Annotated in this window: 22 protein-coding genes; 5 read left to right on the top strand and 17 right to left on the bottom strand. The window is 53.2% G+C overall.

All coding sequences use genetic code 11. The features are described from left to right. Positions 1–92: 92 nt before the first annotated feature. The 3 genes from DBR44_RS20075 (at position 93) to DBR44_RS20085 (ending at position 1,128) form a co-directional block, all read left to right on the top strand. Positions 93–497 (top strand): phage integrase N-terminal SAM-like domain-containing protein, encoded by a 405-nt coding sequence (locus DBR44_RS20075; protein ID WP_124643835.1) that lies wholly within the window; start codon positions 93–95, stop codon positions 495–497. Between the two features lie 42 nt (positions 498–539). Next, entirely contained in the window at positions 540–689 is a 150-nt protein-coding gene (locus tag DBR44_RS20080) for a hypothetical protein (protein ID WP_370449642.1), read from the top strand. A gap of 181 nt (positions 690–870) precedes the next feature. Next, positions 871–1,128, top strand: coding sequence for a tyrosine-type recombinase/integrase (locus DBR44_RS20085; RefSeq protein ID WP_124643837.1), 258 nt, complete (start codon positions 871–873; stop codon positions 1,126–1,128). A 136-nt stretch (positions 1,129–1,264) separates the two neighbouring features. Here DBR44_RS20085 and DBR44_RS09585 read toward each other — a convergent pair whose 3' ends face one another. The 4 genes from DBR44_RS09585 to DBR44_RS09600 all read right to left on the bottom strand — a co-directional run bounded on the left by DBR44_RS09585 (position 1,265) and on the right by DBR44_RS09600 (position 3,613). Further along, positions 1,265–2,146: a GTPase family protein gene (locus DBR44_RS09585; protein WP_124643838.1), complete on the bottom strand. Its 882-nt coding sequence runs from the start codon at positions 2,144–2,146 to the stop codon at positions 1,265–1,267. A gap of 88 nt (positions 2,147–2,234) precedes the next feature. Beyond that, positions 2,235–2,684 carry a hypothetical protein gene (locus tag DBR44_RS09590; RefSeq protein WP_124643839.1) on the bottom strand — a complete coding sequence of 150 codons (450 nt, stop codon included), beginning with the start codon at positions 2,682–2,684 and terminating at the stop codon, positions 2,235–2,237. A gap of 76 nt (positions 2,685–2,760) precedes the next feature. Continuing rightward, complete coding sequence (locus tag DBR44_RS09595; RefSeq protein WP_124643840.1) at positions 2,761–2,949, bottom strand: hypothetical protein; 189 nt, start codon at positions 2,947–2,949, stop codon at positions 2,761–2,763. Between the two features lie 19 nt (positions 2,950–2,968). Then, positions 2,969–3,613, bottom strand: coding sequence for a hypothetical protein (locus DBR44_RS09600; protein WP_124643841.1), 645 nt, complete (start codon positions 3,611–3,613; stop codon positions 2,969–2,971). A gap of 293 nt (positions 3,614–3,906) precedes the next feature. On the opposite strand from DBR44_RS09600, the gene DBR44_RS09605 reads away from it, so the two are divergent. Next, the gene (locus tag DBR44_RS09605) at positions 3,907–4,224 is read left to right on the top strand and encodes a helix-turn-helix domain-containing protein (protein ID WP_158613587.1); all 318 of its coding nucleotides are present in this window, start codon (positions 3,907–3,909) and stop codon (positions 4,222–4,224) included. A 111-nt stretch (positions 4,225–4,335) separates the two neighbouring features. On the opposite strand, the gene DBR44_RS09610 is transcribed toward DBR44_RS09605, so the two are convergent. From DBR44_RS09610 to DBR44_RS09670, 13 genes are all read right to left on the bottom strand, one after another. Beyond that, a complete protein-coding gene (locus DBR44_RS09610; RefSeq protein WP_124643843.1) occupies positions 4,336–5,232 on the bottom strand; it encodes a hypothetical protein in 897 nt (298 codons plus the stop codon). Continuing rightward, a complete protein-coding gene (locus DBR44_RS09615; protein ID WP_124643844.1) occupies positions 5,229–6,212 on the bottom strand; it encodes a YqaJ viral recombinase family protein in 984 nt (327 codons plus the stop codon). Before DBR44_RS09615 ends, DBR44_RS09610 begins: the two co-directional genes overlap by 4 nt. Positions 6,213–6,377: 165 nt before the next feature. Next, on the bottom strand, positions 6,378–6,839 hold the full coding sequence (locus DBR44_RS09620; protein WP_124643845.1) for a hypothetical protein: 462 nt from the start codon (positions 6,837–6,839) through the stop codon (positions 6,378–6,380). Positions 6,840–6,843: 4 nt separating this feature from the next. Continuing rightward, positions 6,844–7,800, bottom strand: coding sequence for a DUF932 domain-containing protein (locus DBR44_RS09625; RefSeq protein ID WP_124643846.1), 957 nt, complete (start codon positions 7,798–7,800; stop codon positions 6,844–6,846). Positions 7,801–7,942: 142 nt separating this feature from the next. After that, the gene (locus DBR44_RS09630) at positions 7,943–8,356 is read right to left on the bottom strand and encodes a hypothetical protein (protein ID WP_124643847.1); all 414 of its coding nucleotides are present in this window, start codon (positions 8,354–8,356) and stop codon (positions 7,943–7,945) included. A gap of 196 nt (positions 8,357–8,552) precedes the next feature. Continuing rightward, entirely contained in the window at positions 8,553–9,005 is a 453-nt protein-coding gene (locus tag DBR44_RS09635) for a hypothetical protein (RefSeq protein ID WP_124643848.1), read from the bottom strand. A gap of 2 nt (positions 9,006–9,007) precedes the next feature. Then, positions 9,008–9,682, bottom strand: a complete 675-nt coding sequence (locus tag DBR44_RS09640; protein WP_124643849.1) for a hypothetical protein — start codon at positions 9,680–9,682, stop codon at positions 9,008–9,010. A gap of 220 nt (positions 9,683–9,902) precedes the next feature. After that, positions 9,903–10,220, bottom strand: coding sequence for a hypothetical protein (locus DBR44_RS09645; RefSeq protein ID WP_124643850.1), 318 nt, complete (start codon positions 10,218–10,220; stop codon positions 9,903–9,905). 17 nt (positions 10,221–10,237) lie between these two features. After that, on the bottom strand, positions 10,238–17,656 hold the full coding sequence (locus DBR44_RS09650) for a hemagglutinin repeat-containing protein (RefSeq protein WP_124643851.1): 7,419 nt from the start codon (positions 17,654–17,656) through the stop codon (positions 10,238–10,240). A gap of 6 nt (positions 17,657–17,662) precedes the next feature. Beyond that, the gene (locus DBR44_RS09655; RefSeq protein WP_124643852.1) at positions 17,663–18,211 is read right to left on the bottom strand and encodes a toxin-activating lysine-acyltransferase; all 549 of its coding nucleotides are present in this window, start codon (positions 18,209–18,211) and stop codon (positions 17,663–17,665) included. Then, entirely contained in the window at positions 18,211–19,923 is a 1,713-nt protein-coding gene (locus tag DBR44_RS09660; RefSeq protein ID WP_124643853.1) for a ShlB/FhaC/HecB family hemolysin secretion/activation protein, read from the bottom strand. The genes DBR44_RS09655 and DBR44_RS09660 overlap by 1 nt, the downstream gene beginning before the upstream one ends. A gap of 747 nt (positions 19,924–20,670) precedes the next feature. Continuing rightward, positions 20,671–20,979 (bottom strand): H-NS family nucleoid-associated regulatory protein, encoded by a 309-nt coding sequence (locus DBR44_RS09665; RefSeq protein WP_124643854.1) that lies wholly within the window; start codon positions 20,977–20,979, stop codon positions 20,671–20,673. Between the two features lie 31 nt (positions 20,980–21,010). Next, the gene (locus DBR44_RS09670) at positions 21,011–22,297 is read right to left on the bottom strand and encodes a tyrosine-type recombinase/integrase (protein WP_124643855.1); all 1,287 of its coding nucleotides are present in this window, start codon (positions 22,295–22,297) and stop codon (positions 21,011–21,013) included. A gap of 942 nt (positions 22,298–23,239) precedes the next feature. On the opposite strand from DBR44_RS09670, the gene DBR44_RS09675 reads away from it, so the two are divergent. Next, the gene (locus tag DBR44_RS09675; protein ID WP_124643856.1) at positions 23,240–23,659 is read left to right on the top strand and encodes a hypothetical protein; all 420 of its coding nucleotides are present in this window, start codon (positions 23,240–23,242) and stop codon (positions 23,657–23,659) included. Positions 23,660–23,827: the final 168 nt, after the last annotated feature.

Here is a 23,827-nt window from a genome sequence, read left to right on the forward strand (position 1 = left end):
TACACTTTTGCAGGTGTATATTTGGTTCATGTGTATATAACACAAAATGTTAAACAAATTTCCCGTTGTTTTACAAGTTATTGGAGTTGCCAATGCTTGAAAGTACACAGTCAGATAGGACTGCCGCGCCCCGCTTGCTCGATGTGTTGCGCCAGACGCTGCGAGTCAGGCATTACAGCCTACGTACGGAGCAGCAATACATCTATTGGGTACGGCGTTTTTGCGCTTTCACCATCACCGGCACCCTCGCGAGATGGGGGCTACGGAGATTTAGTAGCTTCCTCACCCGTTTGGCCGTTGAAGGTCAGGTATCTGCATCCACGCAAAATCAGGCATTGTCGACGCTGTTGTTCCTCTATTGTGATGTGCTGATGCTGAACTTGCCCTGGCTGGATGCGGTAGTTCGGGCCAAGCCGTCCAAACATCTGCCTGTCGTACTGACTCGACTGGAGGTGGCAGCATTTCTGGCACAGGCCGGTGGGCCATATGCACTGTAGCTGCGTTTATTGTACGGCACAGGCATGCGACTGATGGAGTGCATGCGCCTGCGGGTCAAAGACATCGACTTGGGATGTGGCGAAATTTTGGTCTGCGATGGTAAAGGGGTGAAAGGCAGAGTGACGATGTTGCCCCATAGCCTGGTAGCACCTCTACAGGCCCATCTGAAACGGTGGCGTGATATGCGATAGGCATATTTGTTAGCCGGCATGGCTGATGTGTTTTTACCCGATGCGCTGGCACGAAAATATCTGCCATTCCGGACAGGAATGGGGCTGGCAATATGTGTTTGTTACCACTGGCGATGAGCGAGGTCCGCGCTCAGGCGCTCAACGGCTGCACCATTAAGATGAAAAACTGCTGCAGCGAGCGATGAAACGGGCGGTAACAGCTGCCGGCATTGCCAAGCTGGCCACACCGCATATGCTGCGCCACAGCTTTGCCACCCATCTGCTTGAATCCGGCTACGATATTCGTACGATGCAGGAGCTACTGGGCCACGCGGATGTCAGTACCACGATGATTTATACTCATGTGCTAAACAAGGGCGGCCGTGGCGTGAGTAGCCCGCTGGATGGCCTGTATGCGCATTATTCGTCGTACGGGACAGCACGCGACGATAATCTTTAATGTCAACTTTGCTGCTGGCGACTGCCCGTGATATCAATGTTATTGACAGGCAGCTTTGGCCGAAACTCAGCCATTTCCTGTATCGCAATTGCAAAAAAAAACACTCTCCGGCTGGGGAGTGTTTTATGCCGCCAGCTCAGCGTCCCCACAGGGTACTGAGCTTGTCAGTCATCACTGCCTTGCCCTTGCGGGCCAGGTCACCCAGGCGGCTACGCAGTAGCTGCCAGAGGCAAGCCAGACAGAGTTGCCAAGTAGTATTGGAGATCTGTTCCGGCCTGGCTTCCCGTACCACTCCCCACTTTCTCTCATGCGGTAATACCCGCACGATGCTCTCCACCAGTTCAGGCAGGCCGTAGTTCTCTGCAGCGGCAATCATGCTGATGCGGCTGGCCGGGATGTTGAAGGACTCGGTGATCACCCGTTGCTTCAGGGCCAGATTCTTTTGTTGCAATGGGCCTGGATGATGCCCTTGTTCATCCCATTCCCGGGAGGGTTCGATCTTGTCGGCCTGACTGATGACAAACAGCACCGGGATGGAGTGGTTGGCCAGATGCGGCTCTAGCAATTCCTGATAGCACTGTTGATCCAGGCTGAGGGCTCGGTCGTCAGCTTTGATCAGCCACAGTATCAGGTCCAGCTTTGGCAGCAGCGCCTGATACTGTTCGCGGTACGCTTCATGCCTCTGCAGGCTTTCCCCCACGCCAGGCATGTCGATTAGCGAGATACCTCTTCCCGATTGATAGGCCAAGTTAATTTCTTGTGGGTAACGGGTGCCGCCGGTCACATCACTGACCGCTGTTTCCTCTTGGCCGAATAATGCGTTGCACAAGGAAGACTTGCCCGTACCACTTTTTCCCATCACACCGATAACAGCCTGGTAGCTGACGATCTTCTGTAGCTCATCCTGCAGGTACTGGCGGTAATCTGCCGACAGGTGGCGGGTTTGCTTATCCAGCCACTGGCTCAGGCAGGCTTGCAGTGGTGGCGTGGATTCAGATGGGTTGGTAGGCGTGTTCATGTCAGGCCTCACTTTCGTTGGGTGCAAAAAAAATCGCCACCTCGGGAGAGATGGCGATGTAGGTCAGTAGGTCATGCCGGGCGGGTGGTTACCAAGTTTCGCAATGGCTCCGCTGCAGTGGTGGCAATACCTTTGCAGCATCTTCTACCGGCAGAATCATGCTGTTCCTGCCGCCCTTCACGCTAATCTTCTTCCCAGCACGGATAGCCTCCCAGGCGTAGCGGAAGTTGTCACCACCGGCATTGCTGCCAGCATCGGATGGCATCAGTTTCTTGCCATCGATGATCATGACGAAATCCCCCTTGCCATAATTGCTACGCATGCTTTCGGGTGCGTATTCATTCTTATTGATCACCGCCGACATGGTTGCCGGCTCTTTGCCACAGAAGATGGTCAGGTTGTTGCCTTTGGCATCGCTGACCGAGTAGTTCATGGTTTGGCCATCCATACCCATCGCAGAAGACCAATGACCAGGTTGTGCCGCCAGAGCGGATGTACTGAAGGCTGCCGCGATGAGAGCAAGGGCGAGAGATTTCATGTCTTGTCTTTTGTAAGGGGAAAACTGGCAGGCCGTTCCTACCAGCAGATTGAACCTGATGAATAGGCTGCAGCGCTTAGCGATCCGGTCTGGGGTGTGACGGTTCCTGTCGGTGCAGGCTGTCCCCCAGGGCAATGCCCAGCAGTAACAGGCTGAGCGAACCGATACGGTCAGCTGAGGCGTGTTTGAGTAGCAGCACGCTGACCACCATCAGCAAGGGCAGCTGCATCGGATGACGACGTGGGGGAAGCAAGCTGTTGAGCATCGTGATTTCCTCCCAGTATCTAGCGGTTTATCCAACCGTTGTCAGACTTGATCATAGTGAGTTTGTTATTTTCGAATGGCACTTTGAAAGTATCCAGATGCTTATTAATGGCAGCCTTGGCATATTCCTGATATACAACCTGGTTCATATTTGGGCAGAGCTCACGGAGGTTGTTCGTCAGAATAGCTCTGCCTTTATTGGTGAAATTATTTAGGACCCAATCAGGATTGGTAGCAACATTGTTATCAATATTGTATTTCTCCCATTCGGCTGAGTGATCCATATCGTAAGCAGCAGCATTTTCATACTTGCCAGAGGATACTGCCTCTTTCCTTGCTTGCTCATACGCATCTCGGCGTACCTGACTAGGCTGCACTACTTCAGATTGAAATTTTTCTGCTTGGCCAAGTATATCTTTGGCAACATTTATATTTTTGTCGAATGCCTTAAATTCAATCGCATATTTAACTTGCAGCGTATAGTAGTTATCCCCAGATGAAATTCCATTTATTTTTTCAAAATCAGTTACTTTTACATTGTCACAGCTACCGATAGCATTTTCGACTGCTTTTCTTGCATCGGCCTCTGAAGGGGAGTTAGAACAACCTGCAAGCATTACAGCCAAAGAGGTTGATACAACTGCGAGTATTCTTTTGGTTTTCATGATATTGGTCCTTAATAATTTGGTAGTTCACCAATGGTTAATGGAAATGCAATGAAATTTCTGTGAAAGGTATTTCAATCGAAGAGGGATGCTTGACGATGGTGTACCTGCCGATACGGCTTTACCGGATGATTTGTGATGTTTCGGTAATCAATGCACCATGTCTGTATAAACACAATACATCAATAATGAACATATCATGTCGTTCCACTGAAGAGCAAGTTGAGGCAACGTGAAACCTCATAAATCGACATGAAACATCAAGTGAAATGAGAACGTCGTTAGGGCTGCGAGTGGGAGCCAACATCAAAGCCGCGCGCGAGAGTCTGAACTTGCCGCAGAGAGTGGTTGCAGAGCGTTTGGGGATTGAAACCGAATCGTTATCGCGAATTGAACGTGGCGCTGCACTACCTGGGCTCAACACACTGGACCGACTGGCAAGAATTCTGGAGGTCCCCTTGGTTCAGCTACTTACCGGGGTCTCAACAGCTCCAGCCTCTTGGGCTGCAGCCGTACAGGAAGATATTGAGCAGCTGGATGAGGCGGATCGCTTGTTCGTGCTGGATCAGGTCAAGGCGTTATCGCAAAAATTAGTAGAGAAATCCAAGTAAGGTCTGATGGTAGAGGTCTCAGGGGCTTGGATCGAATCTGCTTAGGGCACTTAACCATGGGGATGACGAACACAGCTTCGTTACTCCATGACAAGCGCCCGTCTGCTTGGGTTAACTGGGAGCGACACTCCCCAACTTTGCGGTCAACCGTGTTGGCCGAGAAATGGCCTTCGGCTTCTCCGCAGTCTCCTCATTTCCTTCCACTGCTGGATAAAACTCCTCCAGTAGTTGCGGTACTTCCTCCTCGGTATCCTCGAACTGACCGTTCTGCAGCAACAGCCGGGCGGCTTGCTCCAGTTCGGCGGTATCGATGCCGGCTTCCAATTGCTCATCCGCTACTTTACGTGCGGTACTGACCGCTTCGGCCAGCGTTTTGCCATCACGCAGTGTCAGATCGACGTAGTACACCGGGGTACGGTGCGACTGAGTGGTGCTCTTGGCCCGTAGACGTAACAGCAACGGTAGATGCTTGGTGTTACCACCACTGGCTGCTTCGTAATACTTCAGCCGTGCTGCCAATGTCCGTACCGAGTTGTAGCCGGTGGTGCGGAAGATAAAGCTGCCCAGCTCATCCTGCTGTCCTTCCACCTGCACATTGAGACGACCATACAGCTTGCAGCCCAGCTCCTTGGCCAGAGGACAACGGTCCGGACCTGCACAGCCAATCTCTTCCATACCCTGACTGGTCACCCGTCGTGCCGTTTCTCCGTTACCAACACAGACCGGACGACCGTTATTCCGGTCGAAGGCACTGTATTCGGCACGCAGATTCAACTCGCTGTCGTTGAACAGCAGCTGGATCGGGATGGCGCGGATCTTGCCGTTCTGTGCCTGCTCCGACAGCGCCTGGTGCAAGGGATGTAGTAACCAGCCATCCCGGCTCTGGACCTGGGTGGTGAGTGAAAAACTGTCGTCTTTCTCCGGCAGCCAGCGTTCTTGTTTCTGCACCAGCTTGCCAATGCTGATACGCCCGATGACGGGCGGAGTAATGGCGAGACCCTTGATCACGATGCTTTCCTTTCCGTTTGAATGACAAAGCGCCGGGAACCGGCAATGGACTTGCTGTACTCGGCGAGCAAGGTGGGATGGTCTTGCGACAGGCGTTCTACATCAGGTGCCACGCGATCCTTGGACCGCTTCCAGGTGATACGGCCAGACTGAAAGACGGCAGCGGAGGCATGACCCAGCACGTTCTGGATCTGCTGGCGTATAGCCGATTCCTTGGCCTCGGCATCCTCTTTACGCTGCCGCTCCGCCAGCAAGGCAGAGAACAGCCGATTACCCTCAATCGATTCCGACAGGTCGATGGTCTGGCCATCATCACGCGGGAACAGCCAGGACAGTGCAGCACCTGCATCATCCGAGCCATCCGGTGCAGGCTGGGTATCCAGCAACACGTGCTGCCAGAACACCGTTTCCCGGGCGATCAGGTCGGCGATTTTGTCCTCATCGCGCAGCACGCGATAGATACGGAAATCCTGCCCGCCGATCAGCACCGCTACATCGGCCCAGTCATGGCCGGTAACGGCCAACTGATGCAGTACCTGGCATTGATAGGCAACGGGAATGCCTTCCTCCCACTGCGGGGCCGAGTGATAACTCGCTGTCTTTATTTCCAGGATGCCCCAGCCTTCGTCCGGACAACGGACCTCACGGTCCAGATTGGCCAGCATGAAGCGGTGCTCCGGATGCTGCAGTACCGCATTCACGCGCCGTACTTTGCGACCGGTACGCTCGGCATACACCCGCGCCAGGATGGGTTCCAGAATCGTGCCCCAGATGACAGGCTCTTTCTCCGACAGATCTTCCGGCTCCTTGCGACCAGTCTTCTCCAGCCACAAGGACAAGGGGCACTTGTACGGTGACAGCCCAATGGCCGGGGCAGCATCCGACGAACCAATGCCCAACTGCCGGATGCGCAGCCATTCATCACGAGACAACTTCAGGGTAGAGGCCAGACGAATGGCCTGTGCGTAGCGTTCAGCCATGGCAAAACACTCCTTATAAAGGCATAAAGCCCGGCAGCAGGGCTGACCGGGCGATAGGTTTGATAGGGGTAAACGGAAACGAAAGAAGCAATAGAAGAGAGCAGGACTACAGAACCAGGAGAACTAGCGGGAAAGAATCAGACCAACATCAGACCAACCGCAGATTTACGATGGCACAACCGGCACGATTACCGGCAGCTCAGGAGAGAGCGTCAGCAGGACCTGGCGGATGGCTGGCCACTGCTGTGGTTGACCCCGCAGCATGAACTCCCCGGCCAGTCGCACCAGACAGGCTTTGACCCAATCGAGGGAAGGCGGTAGACCATCATGCAGTACGATCCACTCGGCAATGGCACTGCCCAGCGTTTCCGTTACTTCGTAGTGCCACACTCCCGGTGCAGCCTGACGCAGCTGGTCGTACAAGGTATCTGCCAGTGCTGCGACCATTGGCGCGTACTGCACCAGTTCGGCATGCAGCTCCAGACAACCCGCACCCCAGATCACCAGCAGACTGCGCTCGGCATCCGGTCCGTCGTATGCCACACCCAGGCTGTTCCAGGTGCAGAAGTCCCGCATCCCTGCCGTCAGACAGGCTGCCGTCAACGCAATGGATTGCACGGAGGCCATGGCATCACTCCACCAGGGCCAGTGCATGCTCCAGTGCCTTGCCCTTGAGCTGGGCACCCTGACCGAACCAGGCCGAATCTAGCCGGTAGTCCTGACTGCGAGCACGACGGCGATGATCGACATACTCAGTCATCGCATTAACCAGGCCCCAAGCGGTTCCCTTGGTACCAGCCAACAGCGAACCCATCCCGCCACCGCTATACAGCGCTGATACCTGCTGCAGCGCCTTGGAGGTCACCGCATCCTCCACGCCTTCCACCAGCGGTTCGTCCAGTACCTCGCGGAAGAACTGGCAAGCCTCTTCCGGTGACACCGTTCGCTGCGACAGCTGCTTGATGTTGCCGATGAAACGGTCCCAGGCGGACAGACCTAGGCCCAGTGCATCCTTCACCTGCTGTGGGTCGAAGACAGTGGAGTGGGGCACCTTCACCGCACCGCTTCTATCCTTCACCGCCATCTGCAGGGTGTTGTTACACACCACCCGCACCGAGGTGAACTGGGCGGTGGTGCACAGCGTACCATCACAACTGGTGGCCAGCAGCAGATAGGCCTTCACTCGGTCACCACCCTTGAGCAGCGCTTCCTGCCCTGTCTTGGCCAGTGCCCACAACTTGCGGCCACCCTTCAATACCCCAGCAGTTTCCAGCTCAAAGCCACCGGCACTGACCAGATCGCGATAGAACTCCAGAACCTCAGATGGCTGCACTACCTTGTAACGTGGCGACACCACCGACAGTGGAGCCAAGGAATCAGACCGATAAAGCACCTTGGAATCAGTAAACGGGCGGATGTGCATGCCATCGGCCGCCACGTTGAACAAGACATCACTCTGCTCGATACGCCAGTCCATACCGGCCTCGGTCAGCCACACTTCCAGTGGCTGCTGAGGAGAAAGCGGATTGCCCAGACCATGCCAGGGCGTGGCTCCGACAAAGGCCATGGATTCGATGAGATGGGACATAGATCACTCCAATGAAAACGCCCCAGACAAAGCTGAGGCGAGGGCATAAAGGACACCCGGCGTGGGTGTCGTTGTGTGTGTTCAAGGGGGTGATATAAGGCTGAAAAAATCTGGATTACGATTCAATCGATGGAACGTGTCATCAATCCTCGTCATCTTCTTCTTGGTGTGGCTGGGGTGGTCGTGCCTGCAGGCAGTTCCAACGCTTGTGGTACAAGCCAAGAGTGGTAACGGGAACATCGGCTAGCGAGCCATCTTGCAGGCGCTGCATCAGACCAGCCTCGCAGCTGCGAATGGCAATGGATTTGCCGAACATATTCTTGCCATCCACATAAGTAATGTCACCACGTAATACATAATGCGCATCCGCCTGTGGGATAAAGCTGAACAGCCGAGTACATGTGATCGGCGGAACGTTATAAATGGTGTTGTACTCGGATGCATTCAGCACCACTTCATACGCCAGCACCACAGGATCACCCGCCCGTAAGCGTACCTTGTCAGTCACGCTGGTACGCCCAACGTAGCACCCTTCAGCATCAAAGGTATTGATCATGCCACCCTCCTTACCTTGCAATTCGGCAGACGGCTCCATTGCGCTGGGGAAGCGATATTGCACGCCGACGGACTGACAGGCAGTGAGTAGGGCTGCAAGCAGTGCTACCAAGAAAAGAGAATGTTGGTCCTGCATAATTTATACTCTAGCTATAAAATAAAAAAATCCCGCCACTTACTCGTACGGGATTTTTCTCTTACCTCAAATCGAACTCAGGAAGCCATCCTTCATCAATTCGTTCCTTCAATAGGGTATCATTCCATACTCCACGAATTGGAAGCCTTCTCTGCTCATCCGATAATTCTCCAATTTTCCATTCACGAATACCATCCCACAACCACCAGACATCAACTTTCTTTGTTGCCGGATTTACAATGCCAGTTCTAAATATTGGCGTTTTAGCATGTTGAGGTATCGGAAAATTACCAATCTTTTCTATCAGACCTTTCTTGAGCGAATCCGCAACAGGGAAGAAGACAAAGAAATTAGTATTAACCTCCAAAAAATCAGCAGAAAAAATATCGCTCTTTGCGTAAATTTTCGGAATAACTCGAATCAAACTGCCCAGTGGTGGCATTTTTTTTACATATTGAAAGTAACCAACACCTGTTGCTGTTACGATAGAAAAAGTATCACCTGCTTTTAACATGGCTAGAATCCTGGGTGTCCGACGGATTTCAACAATGCAGCACCACGCTGCAATGATTGGGCATAAATAGGATTTTTCACAGCGATGCTATTGATCTTATTGATCAATGTTCCACCATTTTTACCAAGCCCATTATATTCAATTAAAACTTGCTCTACAGCTCGAGCATCTTCCCTTGAAATGTTCTGAAGGCCTGGGATTGGGTCAATTTCAATCCCCTTTTGAGACGAATGAGCTGCTGCTCTGGCTTCCAAATTATCGGTAATGCCTACGTACTGAGTTGTACCATCTACGGAGGTAGACACATAAACTGAGGTCTTGCCCGAATTGGGAACTACAGCATCTATAGACTTCGTAGCAGTGTTTGACGGGCCTTTCAGCCCAATAAGCCAACCAAAATCACCCAGTACCAGTTTGCCAACATCCAGCATACTGCCATAGCGCAGTGCAGCATTGCGGACAGCGCCTCCCGCGTGGTCATTGGCGCATTCTACATTATCGCAGACAAGGCGAGCCATCAATAGGCTATTGGCTACTTCGGTAACACACTGACTATTGGCTTTGCAGATGGCGGAAACATCTGCCATCGCCTTGTTGAATGTGGCGTCAAATGCTGCTTGATATTCCGGGCTAAAGTCGTTTCTGCGGTTACTTTCTTTGACAGCTGTAGTAATCAAGCCATTTTCGCACGCCGATTTCGAGCTGCCACTTAGCGTACCGCATTGAGGCTGAATCTTTTGCCCAGGGTGTTGATTTCCTTGGGCGATGAGGTGTTGTTCAACACCTCATTATTCGCCACCTGCCCACCCGTCACTGCTCCTGCTAGCATGTCGGCTTGAGGTTCTGTTTTGTTGAATAAAAAATATAACCAATGCCATAGCTATTTTATTATTTCAATTATTCAAATACCTTTTTCCAGTCAAAAAATGGATTGGGCCTGATCATTTTGCACAAAAACATTTCAGTTGCATCGAAATAGTCCATGAAAACGCCACACGCCTCATGCTTGCCTCTTTCTGAGAATGCAACAATCCAATATCCAGAGTTCTTAAATAGACTATACTCTTCGTGATTGCCGAGCCTTCCCAGTACGTAGCCATTTAAAATTTCGTGTTCTTTTAGGCAGGTGGCTATTGTTTTGAATAGTTTTTCCTGACTCGAATCTTTTTCTAGCAAGTCCTGTTCCGGTTGTAGTGCTGCAAATGAAATGTTCAAGTCTGATTCTAGTCGTATCATTTCTTTACCTCCCGAATATATCCTTGTTCAATCAATCTCTGTACTGAATTTTTTTCACTAAAATATTGAACCCCCATCCCTGGCTGATCAAACCATGGTGCAATTTTCCCAGACTTTACCTCAAATGGCCTCAGTACTTCATAAATTTTGTACGGCTCGTTTTTAGAAGCATTGGGGATTGCTCTCTGTTCAAATGGTGTTCCAACAGGGGAGAGGAAGCGCCCGCTGTCTCCCCCATACCTATCCAGCCTTGCTCCTACTGGCAAGATCTCTTTTTGTGTCATACCAATAAAGCCATTGTCCTTGGGCCAGATGATGCCACCATTGGCATCTACCCATTTTCCACCATCCCTATAAAATTGATTAGCTATTCTAGCTTCTGCCTCAATACCCAGCCGACTTCCTGGCAACAATCCAATGCTACTGCTGAGGTTTTTTACCACATATGGACTAGCTGCACCCAATATGCCAAGCACACCTTCAGCCAAATCCAGTATCGGTTGTTGTGTTGTATTCCAGCTTTGTTGATTTTTATAATTACTGAGTTGAACATTAAGCTCATTGATACTTGTCTGAACATCAATACGACATTGGCTAGTACATGTGGGGTCACTCAACAGTGCATTTAATCCATTTTTGATTTGCTCTGCATGAACGGGGGTCATCACACCTAGCTCATTGGTCATCAACTGGGCGACCAGTTCGTTACGCTGCTGTGCATCAATGGCTTTGTATTTTGCGTCTATGGCCTTCTTTTGATCTGGGGTGCTTGCCTTCGCCAACTCGCCTTGTTTCTGCTTGATTTGTTTCGGACTCAAGTAGTTGTTCAACACCTCATTATTCGCCACCTGCCCCGCCGTCACCGCCCCAGCCGAATTTCCAGTGGTCAAGCCCCCCGCCAGCGTACCGGTGAGGGTGGTGAGGGCTGCCACGGTTTGTTTCTGCTCTTCGTTCAGCTCGGCTACCGTCTTGCCGGGGTAGAGCTGGTTCATCACCAAGTCTGCGGTAATCGGGGCGATGCCGCCTCCCACTGCGCCCGCGGTGGTGTTCTGGCCTTTGGCGGCGGCCAGTAGTGCGCCCAGGGCGGCGTGGGCCATGGCGTTGGCCGCCAGGTTGGTGTGGCCGTCGGCGTCGGTGGTCATCTGCTTGACCACTTGGGCCAGGTAGGGCGCGGCGGCGTCGGTGAGGGCTCCTTTCATGTCGCCGCCCACCAAGCCCTGGATAGCAGCACTGATGGCCTGGCCAGCGCGCTGGAAGTCGCCACCGGTGCCGTATTGTTGTTTCATCGCCAGGGCGGCGGCCCGGTCTGCCGGGTCGCTGGAGGTTGCCAGTATTTTATCGGCCTCGTCCCGTTTTTGTTGGCTGATGCTGTTGGTGATGTCGCGACCGATGTTGCCGATGATCTGGGCGGCTTTGATGGTGTCTTGGGTGTCTTTGAGCTGTTGTTGCAGTTGCTGGGCTTGTTGCAGCGTCAGGCTGTTGGTCAGTGCGCCGTTGGCGGTGCTGGCATCGCGCGCAGTGAGGGTGTCGGCGGCGGCTTGGCTTTGGGCATCGCCGCTGGTAATGGTGACGCTGGCCGGGCTGATAACGCTCTTGGTCTGGCTGCTTTCGTCATTATTCTTCGGCAAGCCGGCATTACCCAGTGCATTGGCAGCCAGATTGCTCATGACATTGCTCAGCAGCGTACTGCCATTGCCTGCGCTGATGCCAATGCTGGTGGAGCTGGCATCGGTACGCTGGTGGTTGTCCAGATCCTGGTAGCTGAGGCTGCCGGTGGTCAGCTTGTTGTGCTCGGCGCTGGCCTGGCTGGTGATGGCCGCACCGGTGAGGCTGGTATTGCCAGCGACATTAAGGTTAAAACCGCCGCTGCCGGCGGCAATGCCGCTTTGGCCGGTGGCGCTCTGGTAGTCGTGGTTGATGTCCTGTGCCGCCAGGTTGGCGCTGCCGCTGACGAACTGGCCGTAGCAGATGGGTGGCACGCAGACGCTGATGTCGAAGCCGCTGGAGGACTGATGGCTTTCGTACTGGCTTTGGTCTTGCAGGGTGGTGATGGCCAGTTTACCTCCGACGTCGGCATTGACTGTTTTGCCGGCCAGCTGTGCGCCAAACAGCGTGGTGTTATTCCCGCTGTGCAGGTTCAGCTGATTGCTGGCGGTGACCAGGGTGTTGTCGTAGGTGGTTTCACTGCCATTGGTCACGCCCTGGCTTTGGCCGACGCCCAGCTGGAAGCTGATGCCGTTTTGCTGGCCGAAACCGAAGGTGGCTCCGGCACTGGCATTGCTGGAGTCGTTCTTGTTGTGGACTTCGGCGGTATTGGTAGCTGCTTGCAGCAGGATGTCCTTGCTGGCAGACAGGTTGATATCGGTGGCTTGCAGCTTGGCCCCGGTAGCGCTGAGGTTACCATCGGAGGCGATGATGTTGAGGGTATCGGCCTGGACGATGGTGCCGCGCTGGGTGGTGCTGTTACTGCTGCTGTCCTGGCTGCTGCTGTTGCTACCCACCGTGGTACTGACACCGAAAGCCGATGCATTGCCACGACTGGCATTGTTGGCAGTGTCTTTGATATTGGCGGCGGCTTGCTCCTGCAGTGCCTTGGCAGCACCACCATTCACCAGCTTGTAAGCATCGTAGCCCGCCTTGAGGGCTAGTGCGCCTTGCAGACGGTCGTTGGAGGTATTGCGAGCGGCCTGGGCGGCATCGTAGACACTGGTGATGACGCTACCTACGGTGCCAGACAACTGGCTGCCGATGGTGAAGCTCTTGGTTTCCTGATGGTATTGGTTGTTGTCCTGATTGCTGATGGCATCCAGAGTGACGGCATTGCCTTGCAGGGTGGCGGTTTGCTTGGCTTGCAGGTTGGCTCCCTGGCTGAGCAGATTGCCTTGGCCAGTGCCGGTGTATTGGTTGTCAGCGCCAGCCAGCACGGTCAGGTTGCCGCTGTTGGCGCTGAGCAGGCTGGTGCTTTGAGTGGTGCTGGTCTGGGTGCCGTTTTCTTTGCTGGAGGTGGTACCAAACATGGTTTGGCGTGGGGCCGCACCGGGAACCAGTCCCACAGACCAGCTGCTGGCGCTGGCCTGGTGGGTGGTTTCCAGGGTATTGGTGGCGGCCAGGATGTTGACGTTTCGGCCTGCCTGCACTTGCAGGTTCTGGTCGGCCAGAACAGAAGCCGCGCTCGCGGTGGCATCACGACCCGCCGTCAGGGTGACATTCTGGCCGCTCAGGGTGCTGCCAGTTTGCAATGAGGCTTTAGAGGCATCGTTTTGCTGAGACTGGCTGGCACCGACTTGAACACCGGTCAGGAAGTTAGCGGAGAGGCCCGATTTTTTCTCTTGATGGATGCTGGTGGAGATATCTTTACGGGCTTGTGTCTGCAGGTCGATGTCCCGCTGCGCAGTGGCATCCAATGCACCAGTGGCATTGATATTAGAAGCGGCGACCATCAGGTCACGCCCCGCTTGAAGTTGCACCTGCTGACCGCTGATCTGCGAACCATTCAGCGCAGTGCTATCACGATGCGTGATGTCGGTGATGGTGGTCGAAGACAGTAAACCGCTCTTTCCTTTGTGTTGGTGTGCTTCATCCACGATTTGTTGTGTACTGCCTGCCTTGATCGCGATATCGCGCCCTGAGGCTAGCTGCATCACACCTTGGGTGCTGACAATGCTGGCGGCCTGAGCGTTAATATCTTGCCCAGCGATCAACTTGGCATTACCCGTGGTCTGTACTGCAGAACCGACATCCTGACGACTGCTGTCCTGCCTGTGGTTATTCCCATCCCACACAATGGATTGCTGATTTCCCGTGGTGACGGTAGTCAGATTCAGGTTATTGCCTGCGGCCAATACGGTGTTGCCACCACTACTGGTATTACTGATTTCTGCCGCAGCCAGGTTGAGGTCATGTCCAGCGCTGGCCACCAGCGTGGCACCGGTCGGATTGGTGACATACAAGCCAGCCAGCCGATTCAGATTGGTGACACTACCTTGGGCATTGCTGTTACTACGTGTGGTGGTGGTGACGTTGAGATCATTCCCAGCCGTGGCTTGCAGACTGTTGGCGGCATCAATACGCCCACCAATGACGTTCAGATCTGTCGCCGCGCTTACTGCGACATCCTGACCGGTAATGCGCCCGCCCAGATTGTTGACGGTATTGGCAGTGAGCGACACCACGCTTCTGCCGGCAATGGAGCCCTGGTTATCCAGCGTGCCAGACAGTTTGAGATCCAGTGCATTGCCGGCAATCAAGGCCCCATTGCCATTCAGGTCACCCGCTTTGACTTGAACATACAACTGCGGCACCAGTGCTTTGGTGACGGTGCCATTTGGCAGGGTGACGTCTTTTTCCACCAGCCAGACAATATCGCTGGTGAGCTGGCTAATCTGCTGGGCAGTGAGTGCTACGCCGGGGCGCAGATTCCAGGCTTTGGCAACGGTGGCACCTTGTTCCAGCAGGGCGCGATATTGTGCTTCATCATTGCTGTAGCCATCCAGGAAACGGCGGCCCGTCAACTCGGCGACTTGTTCGCGCAACAGCTTTTGCTCATAGAAGCCATCCCCCAGTCGCTTTTGTACTGTTGCAGGATCGACTGAAAGCGCTTGCAGCAGGTAGTCGGAACTCAGCCAGTTTTTGTAATTGGCAAAGCGCTGGTCGGTTTCCACCAGATAGCCCAGTTGGGGGTTGCTGGTGAGGTGGAACAGGCTGTTGTTGGCGGCCAGTTGGATGGTACTGGCCGGCTGGGTATTGACGCTGTTCGTACTGAGGCTGGCAATCTGGGTGGCGGAGGCTACCGGTGCGGTATTTTGCTGGAACTTCACCGTAGCCAGGGAGATGTCAGTAATGACCGGAGCCGGGTTGTATGCTGACCAGCTGCTGCCTGTATCGTCACGACCTTTCTTGTGATCTCGCCAGTACGAGGTTACGCCGCCACTGTCAGTGACAATTTGCTGTCCGGTCACTTCGCGGTTTTGCAAATCCTGTACCGTCGCGGTCAGCACGCCACCTGCCACAATATGACTCTTGTCATTGATCAGACTATTGGCAGCAATCTGCATGCTACCCCCTGCACTGATAGAGCCTGGGTCAGTCTGGGTCACCGTGGTGGCTTGAGTATTACGACTGTATTCGTACTTGATCCAGCTTTCGAACGAGCCTTCCGGTGTCATCAGGTGATCGGATTCATCATTGTAGATGTAGACCCCTGGAGTCCCGGGTGTGTAACGATTGGGCGAACCGGAGCCCTGGTATTCGACGATGGACTGTGCGCTGCCTACCGGCAGAATAGCAGTGGCAAAGTGCTCATTGGTGTTATTGATTGCGGTGGCGGCCAGCGACAAATTACCCAGCGCCTCGATGCTAGCGCTATTGTTATTGATGCTTGTCGCGCTCCCCACTGCCTGGTGGTTGGCATCCAGGCTGCCACCAATGGCCATGTTGCCATTACTGAAGATGAGTGCATGCTCTTTGTTGTTCAGGGTGCCAATCCCCAGATCCAGCCGATCGCGCGATGCAATGGTGGCTGCGGTGCCATTCTCGGCATCGTTATTCAATGTGCTGGCGCTGAGAGCGAGTTGAGTGCCATAGATCCTGCCGGTACCCAGATTGTTCAGGGTGGCGGCAGATAGCCTAGTGTTTTCGCCATCAATCAGGCCACGGTTATTCAGGGTATTGGTGATATCCAGTTGCGTGGTGCCGGCATTGATGGTGCCGCCGACGGCATTGTCGAGATTCGCAGCGGACAGCTGCAATGTGCCATTGGCCGACAGTGTGGACTGGTTGCTGATCTTGCCTGTGGTATTCAGACTGGCATTTCCACTGGCTTGCACCGTGCCTGTATTAGTGAAATCACCCTGCAGGTCGATGGCAAGATTCCCAGTTGACTGCACTGTGCCATCACCGCTCAGGCTGCTGCTGGTGATGCTGAGCTGTTGGCCGGCCTGCACCGTGCCACCTGTATTGGTGATAGCCAGGGTTTTACTGGGCTGGGTATCTTGCAGAGAGACCGACTGGGCAGAGCTGATCAAACCGGCAGTGTTGTCGAGTCCACTACTGCTCTGCACGCTGAGGGTATGATCGGCCAAAACTTGGCCGTGCTGGTTGTTGAACTGGGCTGTTGTAATGCTGATGGACTGAGCTTGCAGTCCTTTTGCGGTGTTCTGGGTCTGCTGATTATCCAGCGTGTCGGCCTGTACCGATAACTGTAGGCCGGCACTGATCAGACTGCCGGGATTGATAATGCTGGCCGCGTGAAGGTCTACATTGCCATTGGCACCCAGGATGGCACCGGCCTGGTTGCTGATTTGTGCCTGGCTGGCATCAACGCTGGCATTGCCACTGGCCACCATGCTGCCGGTATTGACTACATTACCAGTCGTACTGACCTGCAGATTACCGCTGGCGGACATCTTGCCACTGTTTTCCAGATGTCCGTCCTGTGTGACAACGACGTCGCCCGCAGTCGCACCAATCTGGCCTGCCTGACGCATGCCGACACCGTGTTCGTTGCCCACCAACGTGATCTTGCCGGCATACATGCCGCCCAGGCTGGCCACATCCAGCAGATACTGCGGAGCAGGTGCCGAAGGTGTCAGGGCTGTAGATTGGCTCAAATCAGCGCTGACCTGGCTGGCACCGGTATTTACTTGTAATTTGTTGGCCCAGATACCGGCATTCAGTTGTACGGAACGGGCAATCAGGTCGGTGTAATCGGTTTGCCGACCATCCATACCGGCACCACTTACCACGATATTTCCCTGCTGTACCCGATAGCCTTCCAGGCTGCCGCCATTGAGTACGGCACTACCTGTGGTCAGCGTAGCGCGGTTGGCATTGATAAAACCACAGCCATCACAGCTAATGCCAGCCGGGTTGGCAATCACCACCTGGGCCCGGTCGCCCGCAACCTCAACATAGCCACGTAACTGGCTGGGGTTGCTGGCATTCACTTCATTCAGAATGATCCGTGCGGTGCCTCCCGCCAGCCAGGGGTTGCCTTGCACCCAGCCACCCTGTTGGGTCTGTACGCTACTGCGGGCATTATTAAGAATGGCACCTTGCCGATCTACATCGAACTGGCTGTAGGTGTTGCGGGAAACGCCCGCAGCACTGGGTGTCTGGATATTGATTTGCGGCACACCATTGGCTGTATTCAGAATGGTTGGCTGCTGATTTTTTGGGGCAGATGGGTCTGCTACGATTTGGGCATGGGCCATCTCCATTTGGCTCAATACCAAACCGCCGGCCAACAGCAAGGAGAAGCAGATGGGTCGGAGCGCAGCTGTAGTTAATGCCGTCCGGGGAGCCACTGCTCCCGCCGACTCCGTTGCGGTCTGGCCATGACTGGATACGGTTTCGGCTACCACCATGAGCAGGCCTCTGGCCTTGTTGAAGACGATACGATGCAGGTGCTTGTTCATGGTGACTCACTCTTGAAACGGTAATGACCCGGCGGCAGCAGAGCTGCCATCCGGTAAAGCAACAGGATGAAGGGCAAACCAGGCGCGTGCTTCAGCCGGCATGATGCTAATGCCATGGAACTGCTTGATACGCAGACCACGCTCATTACTACGGTGGTAGAGGGCGCGCATGCAATGGCGACTGAACAGACGTGCAATGATGTGGCGCATGGCACGGCTATGGCCAAACGGCGCGACCCAATCCAATAACCAGATACGGTCTCCGCTGGTCCAGTCTTCCGCAGGCATCAACAAGGGGTGCTGGCGCAAATAGCGCGACTCTGCGTCCAGGCTCATCCGTGCCCAGGATAAATAGAACACTGGCTTGTTTCCCTCGCTGACCAGAACAAACTGGCCCCGCTTGATAGCGGGAAGTAGCAGACTGGATAAACCATGCAACGGGGTATTGCGATGTGATGCCGAGTGCATCCACAGCCAGACTGCGGAGCCCAGTTCGGTGGCTTCGTTGAACTCACCACCCTGTAGTGCCGGCGCAATAATGGTAAAGGACGCCATTACAGAGACCAGTTCAGGTTGAACCCTGCCGTGGTATTGGCAGCTTGGAAGTGTTTCGGCTTCTTGTATGGCTGGCCAATAAACAAGTCATAAGAGAAAGACTTGAAGCCGCCTCGCAGGCCCAAGACGCCACCGGCCAGACGTTTGCCGGCAAGGCTTTCGGCAGATGGGCCATCTACCTCGCCATAATCCAGCCCGACATACAGTTCTTGTCCGCTACTACCCAGGCTGAGGGCCAGGTCATTGCGTACCAGCCAGCCGCGCTCGGCAGACAGTACGTTCTCGCCATCAAACCCGCGCACCGTATAACGACCGCCAATCGAGAAGCGATCTTGCGGTACCAACGGTGTGCTATTCCATTGTGCTCGCCAGTTGGCGTTATAGCGCCACTGGGTATTGGCCAGGCGGAAAGGCAGCATCAACTGCAACTCGGCAGTTCGCAGTTGTGGGCGGGAAGTTCCCTCGCCGAAGTTCTCCTCTGGAGCAGGCAGGGAAGACATCGCACCAGTTCCTTGTCGCCAGGCAAAACTGGCATCCAGCGTGGCATCCCCCATGAACTCCTTGTGGGTCAGGCCAACCTCCCAGCCGGCCATACGCCGCTTCTGGACTTGTACTTCGGTATCGTCAATGTAGTTACTGGAAGAACGCATCCAGCCGCGTAAATAGGCACCAAATTTGCGTACGGCATCACGGTATAGCAGGCGGGTCAGCTTGATGTCCTGATTGTCGCTTTCACCGCTGTAGAGGTAGGTTTGATTGGCTCCGGCAACGGCCTGGCGGTAGTCGTAGTGACTGGCGGTCCAGCCTAACAACCAGTAGCCGTAGGGAATTTCGTAGTGGAAGGTATAGCCCTCCGTACCGCGTGTCTGGCGGCTTTTACCATCCAGATCATGGTTGACGCTCACGTAGAACAGATCATTCAGTGTCCACCAGTCATCGAATGACAAGGTGGCACTGCCTTGATAACGCCCGGTGCTTTTACTGCCGGAGTCATCTGCAGACAGACTCAGGCGAAACGGATTGCCTTGCTTCCATAAGATGACCAGATCACTGTCACCGGGATGTGCATCGGCACTTTCTGAAGGTGTGATCTGGATATCCGCATCGGCGGTAGGAAGCCGTTTGAAATTTTCCAGCGCCTGCTCAATATCACGCAGATTGAGAATATCCCCAGGCTTGGCAGGCAAAGCGTTCCATTGCGTGGCACGCAAACTGCTACCAGCAGCAAAGCGGACTGCATGGATATAGCCGGGGATGAGCGTCAGCACCAGCTTCCCCTGGCTTAAATCCTGCGGAGAAGCCAGGATGCGCGACGTGACAAAGCCACGCTCCACCAGCGCGTTCTGCATGCGCTTCATGACCAGGCTAACACCCTGGCTGCCCAGACAACGTCCGACTACCGCATCATCAGGCTGGTTAGCCGCTTGTAGTAACCACTGGAAGCGCGCTGAAGCATCTCCAACCAATTCCAGATGTTGGATGATGAAGCAGGGCGTTTCATCCAGCGGAAGATGTTCTGTCTTGGCGTCAGGTTTGGGTTGTTCCAAGCGGACGTCAGGCGTTTGCTCTTGCTGCTGACGTAGTGCGTTCTCACGCTCTTGCTGTCGAATCAGCTCTTGCTGATTGGACTGATCTGTTGGTGTGGCGGCAAAAACGGATGCTGAAAGGAGCCCGATACATACGGACAATCCCAGTGAATATTTATTACGCATAGCTGCCCAGCACGGATTGAGTTTAGTTTTATGCGTAAAGGATGAAATTTTTGAAAAGACGGGTCAAGGAAACGCGGTAACTGCAGCTTGTTTACAAGTGCAGCATTATTTTGAAGTAAATGAATAAAGCTAGGACTGGCGGGTATTGCGGAGGTTTTTGGCTGTAAATTTACGTAAAATCACTTACGCACATTGAAAGTGTATTAAAAATGGTCTACTGGCTATTTTGGTCTACGTTGCCCATCTGGCCCAGTGACTTGCACTTGGGCTACCCGGGGTGCGGTAGACAGATCCCCAGCGCATGCTGAAGCTGGCTCAACGGCCTTGGTATGGATGCCACCTCGACCCATGGAGCCACAGCCATAATCTTGGTAGAACTTGTTCATGGCGACTATCAAGGGGCGAGGTAAGTGCGGCAGATGATGCGGCATTTGCGCAGGGAGCGGTGGTGCGTCGCCGTCGCACTGACCTGGATTGCGAAACCGGTCGGTGCAGGTTCTCACACCGATCAATTCAACCTTGCAGCCTTGGGATTGCAGCGTCCTGCCAAACGGTCTGGCAGAACGAAGGATGGCAGGATCTACACCACTCCTACAGAATGTGGTTGTGCCGAGGTCGGGCAGGCTATTCGATTAGCCAACTGGATGGAGATCGGTGCAGGACAATACTGATTCAAAATCAAAGCAAATCTAGAAATAAGAAAAGCGCTACATTGGTAGCGCTTTTTTATGTCCGCATTTTGTCGGATCAGATTGCCAGATCTTCCAAGCTAAAACCTTCATCTAGCTGAGCCTGTACCCAGGCTGGCTTACGGCCACGACCAGTCCAGGTCTGGGACTCATCATTCGGGTTCTTGTATTTGGCTTCTACAGGCTTACGTACAGTAGTGGTAGCTTTACTGAGCACATCATCCAAGCTCAGGCCAAACGACTTAGCCAGTTCCAAAATCTGCTTCTTGGCATTAGCTTTCTCTTCAGTTTCACGACGGCTAATTTCAGCGTCTACAGACTTCAGCAAGTCCTGTAGTTCAGTAAAGTTAAGATTCGAAAGTTCCATATGGGTATCCATGGATAGTAAAGGGATCGGGTTATGCAGTATGCGCTTTGATTGGGATTATACGTGTTGTTTTTGTATTGCAATATATAGCCCATTCTTGCATGAGTTGCATACGCTGTGGGATTAGCTGATCACGTGCGTATGCAGCACGGGTTTGATCGCTGTTGACGTGTGCCAATGCAAGTTCCGATACCTCGTCCGAAAATTCAGTCCCTTTGCAGCTACGTGCCCAATCTTTGAAAGTGCTACGAAAACCATGGGTCGTGATATTTGCTACCTGCATTCGGTCAAACAGTGCTTTGAAGGCCTGGTCGGACATGATGCCCCCTTTGGGGGCAGGAAATATCAGGCTATTACCAACAATCCTGGGCATGTTTTTCAAGAGCAAATAAGCCGGATCAGATAGCGGAACCGTGTGGCTTTTACTGGCTTTCATTCTTTCCGCACTAATCGTCCAAGTCTTGTTGTGCAGGTCAATTTCATCCCACGTAGCACCACGAACTTCACCTGAACGGGCTGCGGTCAGGATAGCGAACTCCAAGGCCTTGGCTGATATGCCACTGCGTTGGCGTAGCTTCTCCATGAATGTGCCGATTTCACTGAAGGGTAGGGCGGCATGGTGTTCCACTTTCTGCACCTTGCCTGGCGCTGGGAGAACATGCTTTAAGTTGCCCTGCCATGCCGCCGGGTTTTCTCCTTCCCGGTAACCAGAAACCTTCGCCCAGTCAAGAATGGACTCAAGCCGGCCACGGAGCCGACTGGCTGTCTCATTCCTGGCATTCCACAGTGAAGAAGTATTTCCGTCTTTGGAACTTACCTCTTGGCGTAGCACAAGCAGAATGGCGTCATTGTCTATTGCGTTAATGGGAAGCTGACCAATGAGGGGGAAGGCGTAGGTTGTGAGCGTTGAGGACCACTGTTTGACGTGTTTGTCGTTCCGCCATTCGATCTTTTTGTCTTCGATGAAGGCGAGGGCGCACTGCTCGAAAGTTTTGGCTTTGGACGACGTTAGCTTGGCTTTGAGCTTTTCCTGGAGGGGATCGATACCATCACGGATCTTCTTTCGCATGGAACGCGCCTTCTCACGGGCTTCTGCAAGGCTGATCTCCGGGAACGGTCCTAAGCCCATGCTCAGACGACGTACGACTTCCTTGCCGCTTTGATTGATGCGTGATCCCATGGCTGCACATAACACCCAGGCTCGCGAGTTGCCTGCAATGCGCAGATACAGGCCATCGACACCACCGACAGCATGCTTGCCATTTTCTTTGAGTCTGGAGACTGCAAGTGCAGAGAGTTCTTTTGCTTTCTTTGGCATGATGCACAATCCTTGTGCTGCATATTGTCCTGCATAAAGTACTGGATTTGAGTGGCACTGACAAGATGTCGTTGGACGCTAAATTTTATAACGCATTGATATTAAATGGTGAAAGTAGATTTCATTAGATGTTCTTAGACAATACTTGGACGGACCCCCTCTCCGCCAAACACCCCTAAAGTGTTGTTTTTACAGTAAATTCAGGTTCTATAAGGCTTTTTTGCCCCTGAGTTCTACACAACACTCCTACACATTGGCGATAAGAGTTCAGTTTTTTTCTTGGCTTCCTATACTCTGGATCGGAACTCAATGAACGATGCCAATGTTACCCACCGGCCTGCAGCGCCACCCCCAATGTAACTTTGCGGCCGTTTTGGCACTCGTTTGCACTTTTATTGTCACCGCTAATTTGCAGGGTTTTTGGCACTATTTGCGCTTTTTTTGTCACCGGGGTGCAAAAATCCATAGCGATCTAACGCTTCCTTTACTGCTACCTTTTCCTGTGATGGAGGAGGGTGGTCCAGTCTTACTTCTCAGTGTTCTACCACTACCTGTAAATGAAAACACCCTGCGTGAAGGCAGGGTGTGATGCTGGTCGGTGACTGCTTTCGACCCAAAGCGGTCACTTGCCCCTTTGGCCAAGTGGCGTCTACTTCGCAGCTTGTGGCTGCCACTTATCGGGGCTTGGTCTGAGGCATCTATGGGTCCCTGTTATGACAATGCCTTTACATGTCAATCGGTTGGGGATATAAATTTTGTCATCAAAATCAATTGACATGCTAGAGGCATTGCGTTCAACGTTGTAGTGCGTTTTCACCTCGTTCAACGCGATACTGGAAACAGCTAACCAACTATTGCAGCCGACAGTTTTTCATTCGCTATGATGTGTCTTCAAATACTATTGGTGATTGAAGAAATGAACTTGATAAAGAAACCTAATTTATGACATTTCTTCTGATTTTTCTTATCACAGGGCTGCCTACACTGGCCGTGATGTATGTTATTTTCTTTTTTGGAAGTTATGCATACTCAAGAGCAAAGATCAAAGAAATTTCCAGTGCGGATGCGATCCTAAAAAAGATCAAGCTAAAGGCTGATGATCCAAAGTATGAATTTGATGGAGCCAAGGCAGAGATCGTAGTTCAACGGCTAGAGCATATGCGATACACTTTCGAGGATCTTCATAGAATTTGCCGGAATGAGTGCGGCGAATATTTTCTACTTATTTCTTGCTCGCCTCCGTATATCTGCCACTTATCACAGGAAAGAGTCAGAGAGGCTATGGCAGAAATGGAACTCAAAAACAAATATGAGCAAGATGTTTTTATAAACAAGCTACTGCCAAAATCATTCATCGTATGACGCTCTGTCGTGTGGACGGAATAAAGACTGCCGCTCATGTCGAACGTTGATGGCAGCTCTTCGATAAATACTGGCCGTTCAGCTGCCGAGTAGTTGAAGCTTCCCTATGCCCGCAACTGGCCGAATCCAGCCACCTTACTCCTAATCCACAACGCAAAAAGGGGGCCT

Source organism: Aquitalea sp. FJL05 (assembly GCF_003852595.1).
GTDB lineage: Bacteria > Pseudomonadota > Gammaproteobacteria > Burkholderiales > Chromobacteriaceae > Aquitalea > Aquitalea aquatilis.

Excerpts from the sequence above, each read along its gene's own strand:
- DBR44_RS20075 (WP_124643835.1), top strand. The coding sequence starts at position 93 with ATGCTTGAAAGTACACAGTCAGATAGGACTGCCGCGCCCCGCTTGCTC.
- DBR44_RS20080 (WP_370449642.1), top strand. The coding sequence starts at position 540 with ATGCGCCTGCGGGTCAAAGACATCGACTTGGGATGTGGCGAAATTTTG.
- DBR44_RS20085 (WP_124643837.1), top strand. The coding sequence starts at position 871 with ATGAAACGGGCGGTAACAGCTGCCGGCATTGCCAAGCTGGCCACACCG.
- DBR44_RS09585 (WP_124643838.1), bottom strand. The coding sequence starts at position 2,146 with ATGAACACGCCTACCAACCCATCTGAATCCACGCCACCACTGCAAGCC.
- DBR44_RS09590 (WP_124643839.1), bottom strand. The coding sequence starts at position 2,684 with ATGAAATCTCTCGCCCTTGCTCTCATCGCGGCAGCCTTCAGTACATCC.
- DBR44_RS09595 (WP_124643840.1), bottom strand. The coding sequence starts at position 2,949 with ATGCTCAACAGCTTGCTTCCCCCACGTCGTCATCCGATGCAGCTGCCC.
- DBR44_RS09600 (WP_124643841.1), bottom strand. The coding sequence starts at position 3,613 with ATGAAAACCAAAAGAATACTCGCAGTTGTATCAACCTCTTTGGCTGTA.
- DBR44_RS09615 (WP_124643844.1), bottom strand. The coding sequence starts at position 6,212 with ATGGCTGAACGCTACGCACAGGCCATTCGTCTGGCCTCTACCCTGAAG.
- DBR44_RS09620 (WP_124643845.1), bottom strand. The coding sequence starts at position 6,839 with ATGGCCTCCGTGCAATCCATTGCGTTGACGGCAGCCTGTCTGACGGCA.
- DBR44_RS09625 (WP_124643846.1), bottom strand. The coding sequence starts at position 7,800 with ATGTCCCATCTCATCGAATCCATGGCCTTTGTCGGAGCCACGCCCTGG.
- DBR44_RS09630 (WP_124643847.1), bottom strand. The coding sequence starts at position 8,356 with ATGATCAATACCTTTGATGCTGAAGGGTGCTACGTTGGGCGTACCAGC.
- DBR44_RS09635 (WP_124643848.1), bottom strand. The coding sequence starts at position 9,005 with ATGTTAAAAGCAGGTGATACTTTTTCTATCGTAACAGCAACAGGTGTT.
- DBR44_RS09650 (WP_124643851.1), bottom strand. The coding sequence starts at position 17,656 with ATGAACAAGCACCTGCATCGTATCGTCTTCAACAAGGCCAGAGGCCTG.
- DBR44_RS09655 (WP_124643852.1), bottom strand. The coding sequence starts at position 18,211 with ATGGCGTCCTTTACCATTATTGCGCCGGCACTACAGGGTGGTGAGTTC.
- DBR44_RS09660 (WP_124643853.1), bottom strand. The coding sequence starts at position 19,923 with ATGCGTAATAAATATTCACTGGGATTGTCCGTATGTATCGGGCTCCTT.
- DBR44_RS09665 (WP_124643854.1), bottom strand. The coding sequence starts at position 20,979 with ATGGAACTTTCGAATCTTAACTTTACTGAACTACAGGACTTGCTGAAG.
- DBR44_RS09670 (WP_124643855.1), bottom strand. The coding sequence starts at position 22,297 with ATGCCAAAGAAAGCAAAAGAACTCTCTGCACTTGCAGTCTCCAGACTC.
- DBR44_RS09675 (WP_124643856.1), top strand. The coding sequence starts at position 23,240 with ATGACATTTCTTCTGATTTTTCTTATCACAGGGCTGCCTACACTGGCC.